The organism is Flavobacterium sp. FPG59 (assembly GCF_002150205.1).
Classification (GTDB): Bacteria; Bacteroidota; Bacteroidia; order Flavobacteriales; family Flavobacteriaceae; genus Flavobacterium.
This window is the reverse complement of the sequence record NZ_MTCA01000060.1, coordinates 1-16,331: the sequence shown is the minus strand read 5'-3', so window position 1 is coordinate 16,331 and position 16,331 is coordinate 1. Positions and strand designations below refer to the sequence as shown.

The 16,331-nt window shown below is 34.6% G+C and carries 14 protein-coding genes and 6 tRNA genes; 11 read left to right on the top strand and 9 right to left on the bottom strand.

Annotation, left to right across the window (positions count from 1 at the left end; translation table 11 throughout):
• Positions 1–231: 231 nt before the first annotated feature.
• The 4 genes from FPG59_RS07675 to FPG59_RS07660 all read left to right on the top strand — a co-directional run bounded on the left by FPG59_RS07675 (position 232) and on the right by FPG59_RS07660 (position 2,419).
• A tRNA-Arg gene (locus tag FPG59_RS07675) sits at positions 232–305 on the top strand.
• A gap of 186 nt (positions 306–491) precedes the next feature.
• A tRNA-Pro gene (locus tag FPG59_RS07670) sits at positions 492–564 on the top strand.
• Positions 565–570: 6 nt separating this feature from the next.
• Positions 571–643, top strand: a tRNA-Phe gene (locus tag FPG59_RS07665).
• 675 nt (positions 644–1,318) lie between these two features.
• Positions 1,319–2,419: a slipin family protein gene (locus tag FPG59_RS07660; RefSeq protein ID WP_254906667.1), complete on the top strand. Its 1,101-nt coding sequence runs from the start codon at positions 1,319–1,321 to the stop codon at positions 2,417–2,419.
• A 99-nt stretch (positions 2,420–2,518) separates the two neighbouring features.
• Here FPG59_RS07660 and FPG59_RS07655 read toward each other — a convergent pair.
• The 3 genes from FPG59_RS07655 to FPG59_RS07645 all read right to left on the bottom strand — a co-directional run bounded on the left by FPG59_RS07655 (position 2,519) and on the right by FPG59_RS07645 (position 2,828).
• Positions 2,519–2,601, bottom strand: a tRNA-Leu gene (locus tag FPG59_RS07655).
• A gap of 42 nt (positions 2,602–2,643) precedes the next feature.
• Positions 2,644–2,716 (bottom strand) — tRNA-Lys (locus tag FPG59_RS07650).
• A gap of 39 nt (positions 2,717–2,755) precedes the next feature.
• Positions 2,756–2,828 (bottom strand) — tRNA-Lys (locus FPG59_RS07645).
• A 127-nt stretch (positions 2,829–2,955) separates the two neighbouring features.
• Between FPG59_RS07645 and FPG59_RS07640 the strand changes: the two genes are divergently transcribed.
• Complete coding sequence (locus FPG59_RS07640) at positions 2,956–3,474, top strand: shikimate kinase (RefSeq protein ID WP_086454032.1); 519 nt, start codon at positions 2,956–2,958, stop codon at positions 3,472–3,474.
• Here FPG59_RS07640 and FPG59_RS07635 read toward each other — a convergent pair.
• Both FPG59_RS07635 and FPG59_RS07630 read right to left on the bottom strand, forming a co-directional pair.
• A complete protein-coding gene (locus FPG59_RS07635; RefSeq protein WP_086454031.1) occupies positions 3,466–3,966 on the bottom strand; it encodes a phosphoribosyltransferase family protein in 501 nt (166 codons plus the stop codon). The two genes, FPG59_RS07640 and FPG59_RS07635, sit on opposite strands and share 9 nt — an antisense overlap.
• 176 nt (positions 3,967–4,142) lie before the next feature.
• Entirely contained in the window at positions 4,143–4,535 is a 393-nt protein-coding gene (locus tag FPG59_RS07630) for an RNA-binding S4 domain-containing protein (protein WP_086454030.1), read from the bottom strand.
• 78 nt (positions 4,536–4,613) lie between these two features.
• Between FPG59_RS07630 and FPG59_RS07625 the strand changes: the two genes are divergently transcribed.
• Positions 4,614–5,606, top strand: coding sequence for an FKBP-type peptidyl-prolyl cis-trans isomerase (locus FPG59_RS07625; protein WP_086454029.1), 993 nt, complete (start codon positions 4,614–4,616; stop codon positions 5,604–5,606).
• Positions 5,607–5,675: 69 nt separating this feature from the next.
• On the opposite strand, the gene FPG59_RS07620 is transcribed toward FPG59_RS07625, so the two are convergent.
• Together FPG59_RS07620 and FPG59_RS07615 are read right to left on the bottom strand one after the other, a co-directional pair.
• Positions 5,676–6,629: a transketolase family protein gene (locus FPG59_RS07620; protein ID WP_086454028.1), complete on the bottom strand. Its 954-nt coding sequence runs from the start codon at positions 6,627–6,629 to the stop codon at positions 5,676–5,678.
• A 102-nt stretch (positions 6,630–6,731) separates the two neighbouring features.
• A complete protein-coding gene (locus FPG59_RS07615) occupies positions 6,732–7,586 on the bottom strand; it encodes a transketolase (RefSeq protein ID WP_086454027.1) in 855 nt (284 codons plus the stop codon).
• Between the two features lie 151 nt (positions 7,587–7,737).
• On the opposite strand from FPG59_RS07615, the gene FPG59_RS07610 reads away from it, so the two are divergent.
• The 3 genes from FPG59_RS07610 to FPG59_RS07600 all read left to right on the top strand — a co-directional run bounded on the left by FPG59_RS07610 (position 7,738) and on the right by FPG59_RS07600 (position 9,994).
• Entirely contained in the window at positions 7,738–8,286 is a 549-nt protein-coding gene (locus FPG59_RS07610) for a Crp/Fnr family transcriptional regulator (RefSeq protein WP_086454026.1), read from the top strand.
• 90 nt (positions 8,287–8,376) lie between these two features.
• The gene (locus tag FPG59_RS07605; protein ID WP_086454025.1) at positions 8,377–8,874 is read left to right on the top strand and encodes a hypothetical protein; all 498 of its coding nucleotides are present in this window, start codon (positions 8,377–8,379) and stop codon (positions 8,872–8,874) included.
• A gap of 25 nt (positions 8,875–8,899) precedes the next feature.
• Positions 8,900–9,994, top strand: coding sequence for an alkene reductase (locus FPG59_RS07600; protein ID WP_086454024.1), 1,095 nt, complete (start codon positions 8,900–8,902; stop codon positions 9,992–9,994).
• A gap of 105 nt (positions 9,995–10,099) precedes the next feature.
• Here the strand turns inward: FPG59_RS07600 and FPG59_RS07595 are convergent, their stop codons facing one another.
• A complete protein-coding gene (locus FPG59_RS07595) occupies positions 10,100–10,384 on the bottom strand; it encodes a rhodanese-like domain-containing protein (protein ID WP_086454023.1) in 285 nt (94 codons plus the stop codon).
• 357 nt (positions 10,385–10,741) lie between these two features.
• Between FPG59_RS07595 and FPG59_RS07590 the strand changes: the two genes are divergently transcribed.
• Positions 10,742–11,119 (top strand): hypothetical protein, encoded by a 378-nt coding sequence (locus FPG59_RS07590; protein WP_086454022.1) that lies wholly within the window; start codon positions 10,742–10,744, stop codon positions 11,117–11,119.
• Between the two features lie 270 nt (positions 11,120–11,389).
• Positions 11,390–12,136, top strand: a complete 747-nt coding sequence (locus FPG59_RS07585) for an alpha/beta hydrolase (protein ID WP_369596805.1) — start codon at positions 11,390–11,392, stop codon at positions 12,134–12,136.
• A 53-nt stretch (positions 12,137–12,189) separates the two neighbouring features.
• On the opposite strand, the gene FPG59_RS07580 is transcribed toward FPG59_RS07585, so the two are convergent.
• Positions 12,190–16,236 carry a chemotaxis protein CheB gene (locus tag FPG59_RS07580; protein WP_086454021.1) on the bottom strand — a complete coding sequence of 1,349 codons (4,047 nt, stop codon included), beginning with the start codon at positions 16,234–16,236 and terminating at the stop codon, positions 12,190–12,192.
• Positions 16,237–16,331: the final 95 nt, after the last annotated feature.

Genomic DNA, 16,331 nt, shown 5'->3' with positions numbered 1-16,331 from the left:
ATAAGATTATGAAAACGAACATATTATCACATAACGACAAACTTCATTTATTAGTTACTCTAGATATGAATTTTGATATTCGATTTACTCAAGATGTAAACCCGTGTTTTTATGGAGATTTACTAACAGATAGGTGTACTGACATTCATCGGGAAATATAATGATTATATTCTCCTGCTATGATACGAAGCACCTTCAAAAGAGGTGCTTTTTTTATGTCTAATTTTTATTGATTTCGTAGCTCAATTGGAAAGAGCAACTGCCTACGAAGCAGTAGGTTACTGGTTCGAGTCCAGTCGAAATCACAAGTTTTTTAGAAAGGAAACTGGCTTATTGGGGTTACTGGCTAACCTTCCCTACTGTCTCTCGGGAGAAACGAGTTCGATTCTCGTATAAGCCGCTTTTTTTAAGCTGCTAAGAAAGGGAGATTCTAAGATACAGAGATTTAAAAAGCTTAGTGTCTAAGAATCTCAGAATCTTAAAAAAAATAACTGGGAAGATAACGATTGGTTGTTTACCTGCTTTGGATGCAGGAGGTTGCAGGTTCGAGTCCTGTTTCCCAGACAAAATGGAATAGTGGTGTACATGGTGTGCACGCCTGTTTGAAGAGCAGGAGGGAACCGTTCGATTCGGTTCTGTTCCACAAATAATCTAGGTACGCAGAATAATTGCGTAGTTGGTTTTGAATATTTGTTTCAGCAATTAATACGTTCATTATAGATATAATATCAAACAAGTCCTGTTGTGTGTTTCTGTATAGCACCATTGTGGTAAATAGTACTGGGAAGTATTCTGTTTTACTATGCAACTTGATTTGGAGGTTTTGATGGTTTTCCAAAAAATTGTCACACGCTATGGGTCGTGGGTTCGAATCCCACTCACAATGTTATGTTGTGATAGTTCAGTTTGGTTAGAACAATAGAAAGTGAAGGTTCGAGTCCTTCTCACATTTTGATGTGATAACTCAATTGGTAGAGTGCTACACTTTTAATGTAGATTTTACAGACTTAAAATCTGTATTGCAGAGATCATTCACTCTTAAAAAGAATGACACAAAGAAAACTGATTTGTCTTTGTCAATAAAAAAGAACTAGTGTTCAAGTTTTACACTTATGAAGTGACCTGAATATGAAACTCGTTTTTTGCGACATTGATTTGCTTTAAGATTTGAAGGTTTTAAATACAATATTGAAAAATAATATAGAATCAAAAACCAAATTAAAGAAGCACGAAACATTTTACATTCCGTCTTTTTATAAGGACAAAGGCAAAACGTTTTCTTATTTAAAAAAAAGTATAATAATTGTAATAAATAGAAATGATGTTGAAAAGAATTAAAATTGAGGCATACCAAGTAGGTTTGGTATTTGAAAATAGAAAATTAATCGAAGTGTTGAATGAAGGTAAATACTGGTTGTTTGGTAACAAAGAAGCAAGCATTTACGAAATGAAACAATCCTTTGTTTCTCCAGTAGAATTGAATCTTTTATTGCAAAATGAAGTCTTGGCTTCTATGTTGGAAATAATTGAAGTAGCAGATAACGAAATCGCTTTGTACTTTGTAAATGGCATTTTTAAAGAAGTATTGACCACAGGCAGATATGCTTTTTGGAGAGGCTATGCAGACAATAAATTTATCAAAGCTGATTTGTCTAAAGTACACATTACAGAGCAAATTGCGATGACTTTGTTAGAAAACACAAAAGTAAAATTATTTACTAGAAAGTTTCAAGTCATGAGTCATGAGAAAGCCTTGTTATTTGTAAATGGCTCCTTTACTAAAGAATTGACTGCTGGTACATATTACTTTTGGAATAATGCAATTCCTGTTGAGGTTAAAACGGTCGATGCTAGAATGCAACAATTGGAAATTTCTGGTCAAGAATTATTGACCAAAGACAAAGCGGGTTTGAGAATTAATTTCTTTGTAAAATACCAAGTAACTGATATTTTGAAAGCATTGGTGGCTAATAAAGATTTTGAAAAACAATTGTATGTAGCAATGCAATTGGCCTTAAGAGCTTTTGTAGGCGGTTTTACTTTAGATGAATTATTGAGCAAAAAAGATACTATTGCTGTAGCTATTTTAGCAGAAGTGACCGCAAAAAGCAATGATTTAGGATTAGTAGTTTCTGATGCTGGTATAAGAGATGTAATATTACCTGGTGATATGAAAGAAATTATGAATCAGGTCTTAGTTGCAGAAAAGAAAGCGCAGGCTAATAGCATTATGAGACGTGAAGAAACAGCCTCTACAAGAAGTTTGTTGAATACTGCTAAATTAATGGAAGAAAACGAAATGTTGTGGAAATTGAAAGAAATGGAATATGTTGAGAAAATTGCCGATAAAATTGGTGAAATTACTATTTCTGGCGGTGGAAACATTATTGGGCAATTAAAGGAGATTTTTGTCAAATAAGTTTTAAAGACAAATAAATAGTGTAGAGAAAATATCGAAGAATTATTAAATAAAAAACCCAACAATCTCTTTTTACAAGAAGTTGTTGGGTTTTATTTGTGACCACGGTGGGATTTGAACCCACACGCCCTTACGAGCACCACCCCCTCAAGATGGCAAGTCTACCGTTTCTCCACGTGGCCTAAAAAAAATAAAGGTCATTCGCCATGGCGAACAACCTTTTGTGACCCGACTGGGGCTCGAACCCAGGACCCCATCATTAAAAGTGATGTGCTCTACCGACTGAGCTATCGAGTCATTGCTTTCAAGGAAATTATGTGTTGATCACTAAATTTGTGACCCGACTGGGGCTCGAACCCAGGACCCCATCATTAAAAGTGATGTGCTCTACCGACTGAGCTATCGAGTCATATTCTTTCCTTGAATGCGGGTGCAAATATAAGAACTAATTTCGGATAATTGCAAGCATTTTTATTATAAATTTGTCTTTTTTAAAGAAAAAAACTCAACCCCTTAATTTGTAAGGTTTTATTAAGATGAAAAAAATCATATTATTAGGTTATATGGGCTGCGGGAAGTCCACTATTGCAAAAAAATTTTCTAAAAGTATTCAAGTCCCTTTTGTAGATTTAGATGAAATGATCGAAAAAAAGCTCAATTTGTCCATAAATGCTATTTTTGAAAAGCATGGTGAAATCTATTTTCGCAAAATTGAACACGAAGTTTTTGCCGATTTAATGCAATCAACAGAAGAAATGATCATCGGTTTGGGCGGAGGAACGCCTTGTTATGCCAATAATCATGAATTTTTTAAAGGGGAAAACGTTTTTTCAATCTATTTAAAAGCTTCGATTGAGACTTTATTTCAAAGATTGCATCAAAATAAAAGCAAACGACCGCTTATTGCCAGCAAAAACGAAGAAGAAATGAGGGAGTTTATTGCAAAACATTTGTTCGATAGAAGCTTTTATTACAATCAAGCACAATATAAAGTAGTGGTTGATGAAAAATCTATCGAACAAACGGTTGCTGAAATTATTGCGTTATTAGCTTAAATACGCGTAATTGTCGCCGTTTTCGTCAAACACCACTTGTACATGCTCGAAAAGTGACGTAGAAAGTGAAATCCCTTTGAAATCGGCTTTTACAGGGTATTTTTTGTGATTTCTATCCACTAAGACTGCTGTCTTAAATTTTTTCAGTGGTACGTCTATAAAGTGTTTCACAGCATATATTAAGGTGGTACCTGAATTTAATACATCATCAACAAGTACTAAACCTTTATTGGTGTACTGTTCTTGGGTTATCGAGGTATGAATAGGAGATTGTGGATCTTGTTTATTAATTTGTACTTCGCAAAGCGTAACCTTTATTGGCGAAATAGTTTCTAGAACTGCTGCTATTTTTTTGGCAAAAGTAAAGCCGTTGCTTGCAATTCCGGCAATCACAATTTCTTGTTCATCTACAAAGGTTTCGTAAATTTGATAGGCAATTCGTTTTATTTTGTGTTCAATTTCCTGATTGTTCAAGATGATATTTTTGCTCATTATTTTGAAAATTTGTTTTCCCTTCCCCAGCCCTCCCCAAAAAGGAGGGAGCCTAGGCTGGCAAATGTTATTTTATGTTGTACTTAATTTTACTTGTTACTTATTTTGCATTCATATTTTACGGTTAGGTATTAGTTTTACAAAAGTTAACTAATGTTTTATTGTATTACTTAATGCTAATCGACCTCATCATCATCGGTGATTATTTCGTTACCAAATTCATCAATATCACGACGGTCTTTTTTAGTTGGTCTTCCGGTTCCGTTTTTTCGGTAATGCTCTTTAGATAATTTCAAAAGTTCCAGGTGTTGGTAAGCTTCGGCAGGGGTATCGTTTCGGCGGTACATGTCTACTAATTTTGCACCTACGCGGTTTTCGGGAACGTCAAGTACCGTAATAATTTGCGTGATTTGATCTTTTCTAAACGTGATTTTATCGGTAGGGAAAACTTCCTTAGAAGGTTTAGCTACTTGTCCGTTAACGGTTACGTGATTCTTTTTACAGGCTTCGGTAACCATGTTTCTGGTTTTATAATACCGGACACACCATAAATATTTATCTATTCTCATAAAATTTCTAAAATCGGAGTTAAATAGTTTACAAAAATCAATCAATATTGTATCTTGCGCACTTAAAAATTAGCAATAATGAACAAATTTAAGTATTATTTTTTTCTATTAATTACAACTGTGTCTTTATTTTCATGCTCTAAGGATGAAGCCGCTACTCTTAGCCCGCCAAGAGAATTTGCAGTTCAGTATGCTACTGATCTTGCGGATATTGAGGAGTATTTAAAAACATATTATATAGAGGATACAAATCCTGATGTGGTTACCAAAATCTCAAAAATTCCTACTGGAGGGAATCAACCATCTATTTGGTCTTATTTAAACAGTTCTACTTTTCCTAAATTACTAAGTAGAAATGTACTTAGAAATGGTGTTACGTATAAATTGTATTATGTTGTTTTAAGAGCAGGAACTGGAGTTTCACCTACTAGTTCGGATGCTGTTTTAACTGCCTATAGAGGAGAGTATTTATTTAGAAACACATCAGCTGGGGCAAATACACTTACGGCTACATTTTTTGAAGAATCAAGTAATCCCCAAACGTTTTTTAACTTAACATCTACAATTACGGGTTGGGGTCAGTCGTTTCCAGAGTTTAAAACTGGAACTTATACGTCAAATCCTGATGGTACTGTTTCGTACAGTGATTTTGGAGCTGGAATTCTTTTTATTCCTTCAGGTTTAGGTTACTATGCACAAGGACAAAATAGTATTCCTGCTTATGCCCCGTTAGTGTTTGGTATCAAATTGTATGAAATAAATAGATTAGATTCTGATAACGACGGAATTGCTGATTATCTTGAAGATTTAGATGGGGATGGTTATATGACTAATTATAGCAATACTACAACATATCCAACACCACCTGCAGATGATATACGTTATGCAGATGATACAGATAAGGATGGCATACCAAATTTTCAAGACACAGATGACGATGGGGATGGAGTAAGCACAAGAACTGAGATTACCGTTAATGGTAAGCTAATTCCATTTGCAGACATTCCAAGTTGTGATGGTAATACCACTAATCCGGCAAGAATCAAAAGACATTTGGTTAAATGTAACTAGAAAATAAAAGACATAAAAAAACCAGATTGCCAACGCAGTCTGGTTTTTTTTATGGAACAAATTAAAAGATTATTTTCTTTTCATTACTCGTTCTACTGCTTCGATAATGGCTTGATCGTTCAGTTTGTATTTTTCCATTAATTGTTCTGGAGTTCCTGATTCACCAAAGCTGTCATTTACTGCAACAAATTCTTGTGGAGCCGGACTGTTTAAAGCTAATACTCTAGAGATGCTTTCGCCAAGACCACCCAAAATATTATGTTCTTCAGCAGTTACAATGCATTTTGTTTTTGCCAAAGAATTCAAAATTGCTTCTTCATCTAATGGTTTGATGGTGTGAATGTTGATTACCTCTGCAGAAATTCCTTTTTCTTCTAGGGCTTCAGCAGCTTGCAACGCTTCCCATACTAAATGGCCTGTAGCTACAATAGTAACATCAGATCCTTCAGTTAAGGTGATTGCTTTACCAATTACGAATGGTTCGTCAGCTGGCATAAAGTTAGGTACAACCGGACGACCAAAACGCAAATAAGCTGGTCCGTTATGATCTGCAAGTGCTAATGTTGCTGCTTTGGTTTGGTTGTAATCACAGGTGTTAATTACCGTCATTCCTGGTAGCATTTTCATCAACCCGATATCTTCAAGGATTTGGTGTGTAGCACCGTCTTCTCCTAAAGTTAATCCAGCGTGAGAAGCACAAATTTTTACATTTTTCTCAGAGTACGCTACAGATTGACGAATTTGATCGTACACTCTTCCTGTAGAAAAGTTAGCAAAAGTTCCAGTAAACGGAATTTTTCCTCCTACGGTTAATCCTGCTGCAATTCCGATCATGTTCGCCTCTGCGATTCCAATTTGGAAAAAACGCTCTGGATGGTTTTTCTTAAAATCGTCAAATTTTAAAGAACCAATTAAATCGGCACAAAGTGCTACCACATTTTCGTTTTTTTGACCTAGTTCAGTCATTCCCGCTCCAAAACCTGAGCGCGTATCTTTACTTCCTGTATTTATATATTTTTTCATTATCGTTTTTAAATTGAAAGATTAAAAAATTGAAAGATTAAAAAATTCTGAACTATTTCGCCATTGCGTAGATCAGAAATTGTCACCTCATAATTTTAATACTTAATAATCTAGGTTATCTCCAGTAGTATCGTTTTGTCCTAATGCAATTTCTAGTTGCGTGTCATTAGGCGCTTTTCCATGCCATGCATGACTGTACATCATGAAATCGACACCGTTACCCATTTCTGTGTGCAACAATACGCAAACTGGTTTTCCTTTTCCAGTTCTTGATTTGGCATCGTTCATTCCAGCAATAATCGCCTCGATATCATTTCCTTTTTCGATTTCTAAAACATCCCAGTCAAAAGCTTCAAATTTAGCACGGATACTACCCATAGCTAAAACCTCGTCAGTGCTTCCATCAATTTGTTTTCCGTTCAAATCGATTGTTGCAATTAAGTTATCTACTTTTTTAGCAGACGCGTACATGATAGCTTCCCAATTTTGACCTTCTTGTAATTCACCATCACCATGTAACGTGTAGATGATGTGGTTGTCACCATTCAATTTTTTAGCTTGAGCAGCACCAATACCTACAGATAATCCTTGACCTAAAGAGCCAGATGCAATACGTACTCCTGGTAAGTGATCGTGTGTAGTTGGGTGACCTTGTAATCTAGAATTGATTAAACGGAAAGTAGCTAATTCAGCAACTGGAAAATAACCGCTTCGTGCCAATACACTGTACAATACAGGTGAAATATGACCATTAGAAAGAAAGAAAAGATCTTCACCTATTCCGTCCATTTCAAAACCTTCTTTGCGATCCATTATGTTTTGATACAATACGACAAGAAATTCAGCACAACCTAAAGAACCACCGGGGTGTCCTGAGTTGACTGCGTGTACCATGCGAAGAATATCTCTTCTAACTTGGATTGTTAAATCCTTTAATTGTTGTGTGTTTGGTTTCATTTGTGTGTTAAATTAGACTCGGCAAATATAATCAGATATTTTGATTAATATAAGGTTCCATTTTTAGATTTATCATTAGTTATGAATGGTATCGTAGTTTTGTTCACAATAATTTTTTTAGTAGTACTGAGGTATTTAGTATCTTGCCACTATGTTTGACCAATTGTTTAAGAGTTTTCAAGAAAAAGTAACACTAACTCCCGCTGAAATGGAGTTGTGTAAAACGTTTTTTATTCCAAAAAAATTACGCAAAAAACAAGTCTTGCTTCAGGAAGGAGACGTGTGTATCTATAATGCTTTTGTTGAAAAAGGACATGAACACACGGTACAATTTGCAATTGAAGGCTGGTGGATTACAGATTTGTCTAGTTTTCTCACCAACAGTCATTCCATTTATACCATTGAAGCCCTTGAGGATTCGGAGCTACTTTTATTAACCACGGAGGCCAGAGAATCCTTGATGGATCAAATCCCCATGTTTGAGCGGTACCAACGCTTGCTTTTACAAAACGCCTACATTGCCAATCAAGCTAGAATCAATTCTACACTAACTGAAACTGCCGAAGAAAAGTTTATCAAATTAGGGAAAGCCTATCCCGGAATTGTACAACGTGTGCCGCAACACATGCTGGCTTCTTACCTTGGATTTACTGCTGAAACCCTTAGTAGAATTCGAAAACACTTGCGCGAAAAGGAATAAATAATTGATCTACATCAATAGAATTTCTTGCGCTACATCAAGGAGTACTGCTTTTATACTGCCGTAGATTTGTACTGTAGATAAAAAACAATGTCACCAAGAAAAATAGTAGCAGTATTAGGCGTATCAGAAACCAATAGTGTTTTTGTGGCCAAGCAAATTGCTAAAACAAATACTGTTTTGCTGTTTGATAGTAATGCTTCGGTGTTGAATAGCGTTTTTTCTGAAATTCAGACAGCACATCCCAATGCCAATGTAGAAAAGATGATTTGTCCCACCAACGCCAGTTGGGAGGCTGATATAATTGTACTTTCAAATGATTCGGTTATTGATGGTAATGGTATCAATAAAATCAGAAATGTAGCTACTGGAAAGTTGGTCCTTTTTTTTGAAAACGCTTTTACTACTGATGTTGAGAGCTATTCTTATAAGAGAGTGAAAGATTTGTTCCCTTTTTCGAAAGTTGTGCATGTTTGCGAATCAAAAGCTAATCCATGCGATTCTTTTAATGTAAGTGGAAACGATCATGAAGCGGTGCAGACTGTTTTGAATCTACTCACAAGCATTGGATTTAAAGCCAGTGTTTAAAAAAATAAACTAAAAAAAAAATCAAATGAGTAAATCAATTTTATTTCAGCCCTACACTTTAGGAAATAGTATTTTAAAAAATCGAATGGTGATGGCGCCTATGACTCGTAGCCGTTCTAATAACGAAGGAAACGTTCCTACAGCTTTAACAGCAGAATATTATGCGCAAAGAGCAACAGCAGGTTTAATAGTTTCTGAGGGAACTTTTGTAAGTACTAAAGCAGTTGGTTTTATTAATGTACCAGGAATTTATAGTGAAGCGCAAACCGAAGGGTGGAAGCTGGTTACAAAAGCAGTGCACGAAAAAGGCGGGACTATTTTTGCACAATTGTGGCATACAGGTCGTATGTCGCACCCAGATTTGCACAACGGTGAATTGCCTCACGCACCGTCAGCGTTAAATCCTTTTGCAAAAGCATATACAAAAGATGGTTTTCAAGATACGGTGGTGCCAAAAGAAATGACAATTGAAGACATCAAACAAACTGTTTTAGATTTTAAAAACGGAGCAAAAAATGCAATTGCTGCAGGATTTGATGGTGTTGAATTGCATGCTGCCAACGGTTATTTATTGCAACAGTTTTTTAATGGTTATTCCAACCAACGTTCGGATGAATACGGTGGATCGATTGAAAATAAATCCCGAATCCTATTTGAGATTCTAGATGCTTTGAAAGAAGTTATTGATTATTCAAAAGTAGGAGTGCGTTTGAATCCTTCCTTGCACAATGCGCAAGGGATGATGCTTGATGAAGAAACAATTCCTACCTACGAATACATTATTAATAAACTGAACGATTACGGATTAGTGTATGTTCATTTAACGGAGCCTTTTACAGATGTATCTGAAGTGCCTTTTGCAGTAACTAAAGTAGCCAAACATTTCAGACCATTGTACAAAGGAACTTTGATTATTAACAAAGGTTTCAGTAAGGAAACAGGTATTAAAGTTTTGGAAGATGGTGATGCTGATTTGGTTGCTTATGGCGTTCCGTTTATTGCAAATCCTGATTTGGTAGCACGTTATGAAACCGATGCGCCATTGAACACGCCAGATCCAACTACATTTTACACCGATACAGTAAAAGGATATACCGATTATCCAGCTTTGAATGAGTAAGTCTTTTGATTATTGAAAAAATAGATTTAGACGTATCAATAAAGTACAAGAAAGCCCGCAAGTAGCGGGCTTTTTTCATTGTATAATTTCATTTGAAAATAATTATTACTCAGCTTGTGCTTGTAAAAAATTGACATCCAGCCAAGAACCTCCGTTATAACATTCAATTCCCTGCGCAGTGAGGAATACTTGTGCTTGACCGCTTCTGTTGCCAGAGGCACAAAATAGTACTAACGGTGCTTTGAGTTCTTGGATTTCCTGTATTCTATGTGGTATTTCTTGGAGCGGGATATTTAAAGATCCAGCAACATGACCTCCAGTAAATTCTGCGTAAGAGCGCACATCAAGTAAGGTTCCTCTTTTTTCTTTAATAATTTGGGCTATTTCCATTGGGATTATTTTTGTTTCAAATCTAAAATTTATTGGTACAAAAATAAAGCTTACAAGTGACACTTTATTCAGATATAAAAGTAGCGTTTATTCTTTTGTATGTCCAACTAAATTTAATGCTCCCGTTGCTAATTTTTTCGGTAACATAAGACTAAACTTTTGCAAATTCATCGCATTTTTCTATAGCATTCAAAAATATACTTGTTTAAAACCAGGAAATGCTCAAAGACTATTTAGAGACCATAAGACTTTGTTAAATACAACTTTATTAAAAGTAGAAGGGCTACCTTTATAAGAATACCAATAATCAGCAAAGTACAGCTGAAACAAAAGGTGTTATAACTAAAACAAATAATCATGTCACAGAACAGTAAAAAGCAATTTGGAGTATGGATGGATTCCCATCACGCTACCATTGTAGGAAGAGAAAATGTAGATTCCGGAGATTTTTTAGTACTAGGTCATGAAACCGTTGACGGACAAGGCTACAATACCAGTGAAAATGCCGCTAACAATGCCGAGAAAGATTTGCTGCGCAAGCTGTTTAAAAGTATTACCGCGCACATGCAAAACGTAGATGAATTACACGTAACAGGAACAGGAACTGCTCAGGAGCAATTTATAAATTTTTTGAGTGAAACTCCTCAGTACAAAAATGTAGTAGCTACTGAAAGTACTTCGAATAAAATGACAGATCAAAGTTTGGTTGAGTACGTGACAGCGCATTTTAATTAATTTAAAAGCTTCTTAAAAACGGTTCGTATCCTTGATATGGACCGTTTTTTTGGATTTAAAATGTACTAAAAGTGAAAATGACTCTGAATTTAAAGCCCTATTTTAGAAACTTGGTAATGGATACGATTTTTTTAAATAGTATATTCGTAAAAAAAATACATGATGCGTTTGTTTAAAATTCCTAGTGTTTTAATATCAGTTTTTCTGATAACGAGTTGTGCCTCCAAAAAGACTTCTAATATTGTTTATCAAACCACTACGGTTGAAAATTTGAGCACAGCACCCAAGCTAAATATTTTTGTTCCTCGAAAAGTAGATAAAGCAGGTGCCAAAGTTTTGATTTTTGTACATGGAGGAAACTGGAATAGCGGGCGTAAGGAAACTTATACTTTATTAGGTCGCAATTTTGCCAAAAGGGGAATTATTACTGTTATACCAGATTATAGCTTAAGTCCTGCGGTAAATTACGATGTTATGGCGCAACAAATTGCAACTGTAATTGAGTGGACTAAAAAGAATATTGGTCAATATAACGGCAATACAAACCAAATTTTTATAACCGGACATTCTGCAGGCGGGCATCTCGGTGCCTTGGCGGTGATGAATCCAAAATACGGAGTACAACCTACGAGTGTTGCTGGAATTATTTTAAACGACGCGGCTGGACTCGATATGAAAAACTATCTCGATAAATATCCTCCAACCAATCAAGACGACTATTTGGCAACCTGGACTGCTAATCCTGAACAATGGAAAGCGGCATCGCCAATATATTATGTTAATGCACAAACGCCCCCGGTTTTATTGTATGTGGGTTCAAAAACCTATCCCTCTATTATTGAGGGAAGCCAACGCTTTGAGAAAGCTATTAAAGCTTTTCAACCTGAAGTGCAAACGATTCGGTTGAAGAAAAAGCATGTTCCTATGGTGGTGCAATATTTTAAACCTTGGAGCGCCAGATTTGATGAAATAATTGGTTTTATGAATGAAAATTCAAAAGAGCGTTTGTCAAAATAGTTTGATAAACGCTCTTTGTGATATTGGTATGTCATTTTATATACTAATTTGCTTTAGGACATCCATTTTCCAAGTGTTTCAATTAATTTATCTTTAGTAATGGGTTTGGGGATGTAATCTACAAATCCTATTTCAAGACATTTATCTTTGTCTCCAGACATCGCATTTGCGGTTTGTGCAATTACTTTGGCTTCGGGTTTAATGTCAAGTAACATTCGGGTAGCTTGGTAACCATCTAGAAGCGGCATTCTAATATCCATTAATACGATGGCAATATTGCTTTCTTTCTTAAAAATAGTTACAGCTTCTAATCCGTTTTTTGCCCAGAGTACTTGTAGTGGAAACTCTTGAAGAATCGCTTTTAAATACAGTTGGTTGTTAATCTCATCCTCTACAACTAATATTTTTTTACCTTCAAATATTGGAATTATGGAATCGAGATTGGTGTTTTTTGTATAGGAGTTACTTTTTATAGGACGGTATGGAATTTCAAAAGCAAAAGTACTTCCTTTGCCAAATTGAGATGTAACAACTATTTGTCCTCCTAATAAATGAACAATTCCTTTTGAAATAGTAAGTCCTAAACCGGTACCATCATACTTTATTTTAGAGTCGTGTTCTATTTGTTGAAAACGTTCAAAAATTAGGTCTAGCTTGTTTTGTGACATCCCAATTCCTGTGTCTGCAACGGTAAAAACAATGGAATGATCATTAATTTGATATCCAAATTCAATACTACCTTCGTTAGTGAATTTAAGAGCATTGCCTATTAAGTTTGTTAGCACCTGCTTTAAGCGGGCTCCATCAGTTGTGATGATTAATTCTTGGTTAGGATTAAAAACTTTTTTTACTAACTGAATGTCATTTTTCTCTTTTTGATGTTGAATGTTATTAAAAGTGATTTCTAGTTCATTAAAAATTTTATTGATATCACAATTTTCTAATTCTATTTTTAATTCACCAGCTTCAATTTTTGCAACATCAATGATGTCGTTAATCAAGTTTAATAGCTGGTTTGAACAACTCTCTACTATAGAGACGTATTGACTTTTAGTTTCATGATCTAGGTCTTCATTGCCTAATAAAGAGGCAAAACCTACTAGGCCGTTAATTGGTGTTCGTATTTCATGACTCATATTAGCAAGAAACTGATTTTTGTAAATATTAGCAGTTTCCGCATTTTGTAATGCGCTAAAAAGTTCTAACTCAATTTGTTTTTTTATGTTTATGTCTACTACAATACCAGACATAATGGTCTCTTGGTTGTTTTTTAGTACAATTTTGCCAATATCTTGAAACCATTGGTAATCACCATTGTGATTTTTGATACGGTATTGGCAGTCGTAACTTGCTGTTTTTCCTGATAGATGCTGTTGGAATGCCTTTAGGGTTTTTGCATAATCATCAGGGTGAATAAGTGCAAGTAGATCATCATGATTTTTAACATCACTAGGATTTAAGCCAAGCATTTCAACCCATGATTTAGAAAAAAATAATCCATTTGGAGTTGATTTCAATTCCCACCAAGCCATATTTCCGGCAACTAGAGCTGTTTCTAAGCGTGCTTCAATAGCATGGAGTTCTGATTTTACTTTTTTCAGGTTATTAATGTCAACAAAGGTGATTACCACACCATCAATTTTTTTATCAGAGGTTATAAAAGGAGTAATACGTTTAAGATACCAGTTTCCTTTTAGATCTCTTACTTCTTTTTCTACGTTAGTTAAATTCTCTAACGCTCCCTTTGCATTACTAAGAATTGATTTTTGAATATCGGTGTCAAATTCAGATGCAAAACTCATAACCGATCTACCAATATCACTTTCTTCCAAATGAAATAAACGTTTTACCGCTGGTGTAAATTTTCTAATATTGAGTTGATTGTCAAGAAATAGAGTGCCAATATCTGTACTATTTAACAAATTATTGATATCGTTGTTCAAATTCTCTAATTCTTTGTTTTTCTCTTGAAATTCAGAGTTAACCGTATATAATTCTTCGTTTACAGATTGTAATTCTTCGTTGGAACTTTGCAATTCCTCGTTAGAGGACATCAATTCTTCATTGGAACTTTGTAACTCCTCATTACTGGTTTCGAGTTCCTCAACTACATTTTGCAATTGGGCTCTGTTCTCTTTCAAATCAAGCTCTAAGTCTTCAATGCGTTGTTTTGAAAAATTGGAGACATCTTCATTTGATAAAACAATCTTTTCTTCAGATTGATTGTAAGTACCCATATCAAATTGCACCATATAAACATTGTCTGTTGTATCGGTGCTGTTTACAGATTCAAAATATAAATCGGTTGTTATTTTATCTTCCTTAATATCATACACTAGATTTTTAATACTCAATGAATTATTTGTTTCTATTACTCTTCTAATTCCGTTACGTATTATTGTAGCTAGTTCAGGTTCAACCATATGTAAAAGGTTGTTAGAAAAAATGCCATCTGTTTGACGAAACCATTTCTTAAATTCACCTAAAATAAATTGAACATTAAAATCTTTATCAACAAATACCGTGACTGGCGAATGCTTTTTGCTAAGGTATTTGTAATAAAAAAGTTCGTTTTGTTTTTTGTTTGTTACAATCTGGTTGTTTTGGCTTACCAAATATTGTGCGGTTCCTGCACTAATATTGTATAAATTTTCATCACTGTTGTCCTCACGAGTGAGTCTTTTATTTTCGAACATACTCTGAAAAATTTTATTTTTTTGGTCGTGAACTGCAAATAAATTACTCAAGGTTCCTAATGATTCACTGCTACCTAGGAATAAAAAGGCATCTTTATTTAATGCAAATTGAAAACTGGATAAAACGGTTTTTTGTGTGCTTGTAGAAAAGTAAATGAGCAAATTTCTACATGAAATTAAATCTACTTTAATAAACGGTGGATCTTTGATAACATCGTGATACGAGAAAACAATTTTTTCTCGAATACGTTTTATGATTTGAATTTTTTCTCCTGTTTTTACAAAATAGTCTTGTAAATAATCCTTTTTAATTTCAGTACTATTATTTACTGAGTACGATCCTAAACTAGCTCTTCGTAGGGCTTTGCGGTCTATGTCAGTTGCAAATATTTTGTAATCAATAGTGAGTTTGTTGGTTCTAATATAGTCTTCAATTAATATGGCTATTGAATATACTTCCTCGCCACTGGAACAAGCTGGAATCCAAATTCGGATGTTGTTTTGATTGTTTGTGCGATTGCAAATTATTGGGATAACCGATTTTTCTAGGATTTCAAAGGCTTCACGATCTCTAAAAAAACAAGTTACACCAATTAAAAATTCTTGGTTAACCGCGGTTATCTCCTCAGTATTAGCTCTAATAAACTTTAGATATTCTTCAAAAGAGGCTAAGTTATGTAAGTTCATTCGTCGTTCTAATCGACGTAGTAGAGTGTTGACTTTATATTTTTTAAAATTTACTCCAGTGTGTTTATAAATCACAGAAAGGATTTCTTGAAAAACGGTTTCATTTTTCTCATAGATATCTTCCTCAGTGGTGCTGATTTTATTGGTTTGAGTAAATTGAACAACTTTTTGAGCCAATTCATGAGGTGGCAAAATAAAATCGGCGAGATTAGTTAATATAGCCGAATTGGGCATCCCATCAAATTGTGCAGATCCTGGTTCTTGTACTAAAATAGTACCACCAGCCTCTTTAATTGTCTTAATTCCACGGGATCCATCAGATCCTGTTCCTGATAAAATGACACCTATTGCTTTTTCTTTATAGGATTCTCCTAGCATGTGAAAAAGAATGTCTATAGGTAAGTTTAAATGATTTTTTGGTGCTTTGTCAAGTAAAGTAAATTTATTGTTCTCTATTCCAATATTTTTATTTCTTTGATTTAAATAAATACAATTGGGTTTTATTTCTTGACCATCTTCGGCGGTATAAATGTTTAAACCCGTGTGTTTTGCTAATAGCTCAGGCATTAAACTTTTGAAGTCAGGAGATAAATGCTGGATAATAATGTAGGCTACATTATTACTTCTAGGGATATTATCAAAAAAATGTTGAACTGCATCCAATCCACCGGCAGATGCTCCCAAACCTACAATATAAAAATTGTTTTCTTGTTTCATAGTCAAAAGGCAATAAATGAAATTTACGTTACAATGCTAATGACTAAAACTAAAAGAGTTATGAACCAAGTTGAAGCTAATAGATAGTGTTAGAA